The 4,259-nt window shown below is 39.4% G+C and carries 5 protein-coding genes; 1 reads left to right on the forward strand and 4 read right to left on the reverse strand.

Translation table 11 applies throughout. The features are described from left to right. Nucleotides 1–325 precede the first annotated feature (325 nt). A complete protein-coding gene (locus AOY24_RS18120) occupies nt 326–1,279 on the reverse strand; it encodes an ArdC family protein (RefSeq protein ID WP_054177109.1) in 954 nt (317 codons plus the stop codon). 395 nt (nt 1,280–1,674) lie between these two features. On the opposite strand from AOY24_RS18120, the gene AOY24_RS18125 reads away from it, so the two are divergent. Next, entirely contained in the window at nt 1,675–2,280 is a 606-nt protein-coding gene (locus AOY24_RS18125; RefSeq protein ID WP_054177110.1) for a sce7726 family protein, read from the forward strand. Here AOY24_RS18125 and AOY24_RS18130 read toward each other — a convergent pair. The 3 genes from AOY24_RS18130 to AOY24_RS18140 all read right to left on the reverse strand — a co-directional run. Then, nucleotides 2,273–3,349, reverse strand: coding sequence for a hypothetical protein (locus tag AOY24_RS18130; RefSeq protein ID WP_054177111.1), 1,077 nt, complete (start codon nt 3,347–3,349; stop codon nt 2,273–2,275). The two genes, AOY24_RS18125 and AOY24_RS18130, sit on opposite strands and share 8 nt — an antisense overlap. After that, nucleotides 3,339–3,887 (reverse strand): ImmA/IrrE family metallo-endopeptidase, encoded by a 549-nt coding sequence (locus AOY24_RS18135; protein ID WP_054177112.1) that lies wholly within the window; start codon nt 3,885–3,887, stop codon nt 3,339–3,341. The genes AOY24_RS18130 and AOY24_RS18135 overlap by 11 nt, the downstream gene beginning before the upstream one ends. After that, the coding region (locus AOY24_RS18140; protein WP_200906165.1) for a hypothetical protein at nt 3,874–4,259 on the reverse strand (386 nt) is incomplete at its 5' end. The genes AOY24_RS18135 and AOY24_RS18140, both read right to left, overlap by 14 nt.

Consider the following 4,259-nt stretch of genomic DNA (forward strand, 5'->3'; position numbering starts at 1 on the left):
CGTGGGGGTATCTGCTCCCTTCATCCCCTCAGTTCCCGGCTATGGTCGCCGGGTGGCTGTTTTCCGGATTGTGCCGTCGCCTCCATGCGCTTCGCGCATATAAAACAGCAGAGCTGGCGCTTCTCCCCCGGCAACAGCGGCGTATCCGTCTTCTGATACGCCGCTGTTGCCGCCAGACGCAAAATAACCCGTCGGTTATTTTCCTTACCTCCCTCACCAGACTGTTTGTACATTTATGAAAGCACGGGGAATATGCATCCCCGTGCCGGTGGTAAAAACGCCACTCTGACAGCAAAACCCCGCAATCCGTTGCAGGGTATCAGACTCATAACGCCATCAGGTAGCGGTGTGCTTTTGATGCGGCACTCGCAGCCCGGAAGATGTAACGTTTATCATTACGTAGTTTTATCAGCCATGACGCAATGTAGTTTTCATGCTGCACGTCGCCATTAATGCCCAAATCCGCCATCAGAAACGCGCTTCCCAGCTCCGCAACTAACTCTTCCGCTGCATACCCTTCAGAGCCAAAGCGGCCTTTCATGTCCCGGTTTAAACGGGACGGGTGACCGCTCCAGTGAACCAGCTCATGCAGACCGGTTGCATAAAAATCTTCAGCACGGCTGAATAAATGACGTTCAGGAAGGTAAATCTCATCCGTGGCGGGTCTGAAAAATGCCTGCTGACCGCGTTCAGTGATTTTTGCGCCACTGCGCTCAAGGAGGGCTTCAGCCCGGGTGAATGGCTTAAAGGTCTCTTCTGCGGGCTGTTCCGGCTGTGCGTCGCTGCCGTCATGGGGTAAGCCGTCAATCTGCTCTGCGTTAAAAACGATGAAGTGTTTCAGCATCGGGATGTAATCCTTTTCGCCGTCTTCCCGCTCTTTCTCCAGCGTTTTGTAAAAGACTGCCATTGTGCCACGCTCCCCCTTGCGGACCTGAGCACCCGTTGATTTCGCCTGGTTGTATGTCATCCAGCGGGAGTCCTTAAAACCCTGCTCTGCCGCACTGAACCACAGCAGCATAATATTAATGCCGCTGTAGGCTTCGTGTGTGGTGTAGTTTGAAGGAATGCCTGAGACCAGGCCGTTACGTTTCCACGGACACTGCCACGGCTTAACACCAGACTCCAGCGCCTTAATGATGCTGTCAGTGACCGTCTGATAAATATCCGTTTTGTCTGATGAAAATTTCGTTTTTGAGGAGCCTGAGCGCTCCGGCGACGATACGCCGGTCGCCGCTGCGGTGTCAGAAGTACTTGTCCGGGTATACAGGTTCATCGTCATGGTATTTTCTCCGTCAGTTGAGTGGGTTTTCGTCTTCGTATCGCCTGACGGTTCGTGACTCCGGAGTCGTTCTGTTCAGCAGGGGCGCGGAACGCGTGCCATTTACCCTTGCGGAACAGGTTGTGACGGAGAACGATGACCGGAAGCTGATATGAAAGAGAAAACACACGGGGAGAAAATAACGACGGGCATACCCGGACTTAGTACTTCGACGATTGCAGGGGTGAAATATTTAGTATCGATTTAAGCTCATATTTATTCTGAGCCTACCTGCATCAATATATCAATCAATCTATATTTTTATTCCGTAAATTTAAAAAACACATTTCCGTACATTAGCAGCATTTACCTTTTTATACATAAGTGATAGAATCTCATTTTGAGAGGTAATGTAGATGAATGAAATTGACTTTAAAATTCCACTTACAAAATTTTTTATGGCTGACAGGTCTGTTGCTTTAAATTTTGAATTCCCCTTTGACTTTAACAGACGTCGCTGTGATATGCTAATTGCATCACAAGACGAAATCATTGGCATTGAAATAAAAAGTGACATAGACAATTTATACAGACTGGCGGAACAATTAAAGTCATATTACACTTGTTTCAATAAGGTGTACGTAGCATGTGGTAAACGACATTATAAAGAAATCAGTAAAATAAAAGGTGGTTTCGGTATAATTTACATTACAGAAAACACGCTAATTATAAAAAGGAAGGCTAAAGAAAAAAAAGAACTTAATATCATATCTATTCTGGATATGTGCGATAAATCATATTTAGAAAAATGCACAGGAATTAAATCATCAACTAAACATGAACTTATCATGGATATAATAAGCACATATAATAAAAATAAAATATATTCCATCCATCATAAAGCAATATATGATAAAGTCTCAAGAATATACGATACCTTTATGTCTGAAAAAGGAGAGGTGATTACCCGAGAAGATATAACTCTCCTTAGCCTAAAATCAATGAATTTTGGCTCTATCTAAATATCCTTGCCATTCTGGACATATGGATATTAGATCTGACAGAGATCCAGTACGACGGGTTCAATCCCCCAGGCTTAATTAGTGCAGCCTGCATAATTTCATCCATTCCCCAGCATTTTAGTTGATCTCTGAGAAATGCAGGTAATCTGCTAATATTTCTTGCGCACTCTTCATACCCACCAACTTCTCTACGAACCCTTGAAAAGTAGATCGATAATTCTGTAGGATAGTCTATTCGTGGTATCCAGTTATATGATTTAACGTCATTCCGAAAAGGATGAATGCAAGCATAGTCACCATATAAAAGAGATATATTATAGTCAATTAAAATATCACTTACGTGGCGATACAGTTCAACATTTCCGTAATATACATTATTGTTATATTGATCCTGATTTTTTTTCAAATAATCTGTTATGTTTGCTGGATAATGCTCAGAACAGAAAACATAGGCTCCTGCATAAAACCCATTAACATGATTATAAAAATAAGAAATAAAGTCAATGATATCTTTTAATGGCTTAGCTTCTATTTTTTCGAAAATATAAGACGCATCAAAAATAATACTATGTATCAAATAAGATCTATGTTGGACCAATTGAATCAGATTAGCAAAAAGATTACTCAACCCATCCTCAAAGAGTGGTAAACGTATAGCAACATGCTGTGTATGTCTGCTTAAATTATCAATTTGCAATAAAAGCTCATTTAATTGTGAATCTGGATAAGCCAATAATACTGGAATAACTCCAGGGATTTTGTTTTTAACATATCCAATAAAATCACACCAGTTCTCAAAACCATTTTGGTCATCTCGAAAACTATCGATTTCATAATTTGAAAGAGAATCTATAGTTGTAATATCTAATATTACATTTTCTGATTTGACTACTTGACATATCTCATCTATTTTTTTATAGACACTTGAATCAGGGTTATTTTTCCCTTTACGCGATTTTGTTAATTCCAGTACTGGTGTTAATCCAGTCCACGTTACTGCATTAATATTTTTTAATGCCCGCATTTCAGCGATTGTAGTTTTTATTATTGGGTAATACTTAGTACTCATAAATATTCCTCTGTAGAGTTTCCACTCTTATCTTTGCCGCAAGGACAGAAACATTGAAATACTCTGAAATTAACTCTGCATCGGTCCCTTTACTATTCATAAAATCAATTAACTGTTTTTTTGGCATTAATAAAGCACCAGCAAAATTATTTGCTTCATACTCCATTGAATCCATATGTGTACTACGGTACAAAGCTTCATCAACAAATGATATAGCTCTATTTCTATGTAGAAAATAATGTCCTAGTTCATGTGCCAAAGTAAAACGTTGTCGTTTAGGATGATGCAATGAATTGACACTAATAATCCAGCGGCCTTCTGTATTTTTTTGTAACATTCCAGAAAGTTCATCATCCATAATAATCCTGTGCAATTCTATTCCAATTTTACTAATAAAACTATCCAGATCAAAAGGGATTAGTCTGACGTTAAGTACATTTACAGCATAGTCCAGCACACTTTGAGGATTGCTCAAACTCAACATATCAACGGGCAAATTATCAGCAACATTTCTAATTTTTCGTTTAAGGATTGCCATTTTTACCATCCTCATCAGCCCTAATTTCAGGCTGAACTTTACCTTCCAAACTATCTTTCATATTCTGAAAATATAAATTCTCATCAAAGGGTTCATCAACCGGAAGTAGTTTATTTTTTATTCTGATTAACTCTTTTTTCAGAATATCCACTTCGTTTCTCAGACGAAGAACTTCATCACTGCCGTCGGAACTTTCATCACTCAATCTTTCAAATTCTTCAGTAAAAACATCAGAAACTTTATTTTTAAGTTCGAGATCAAATCCTTTATCGTTATCGAAGAAATACTTAACTTTAGAACTGATCGTATAATCAAATTTATCATCAGCATTTATCTTTATAACCAATACTGCAAAAAAAGCTGAAAAAGTAC

The sequence above is a fragment of the Citrobacter sp. CtB7.12 genome, from assembly GCF_001297795.1.
GTDB classification, from domain to species: Bacteria; Pseudomonadota; Gammaproteobacteria; order Enterobacterales; family Enterobacteriaceae; genus Citrobacter_A; species Citrobacter_A amalonaticus.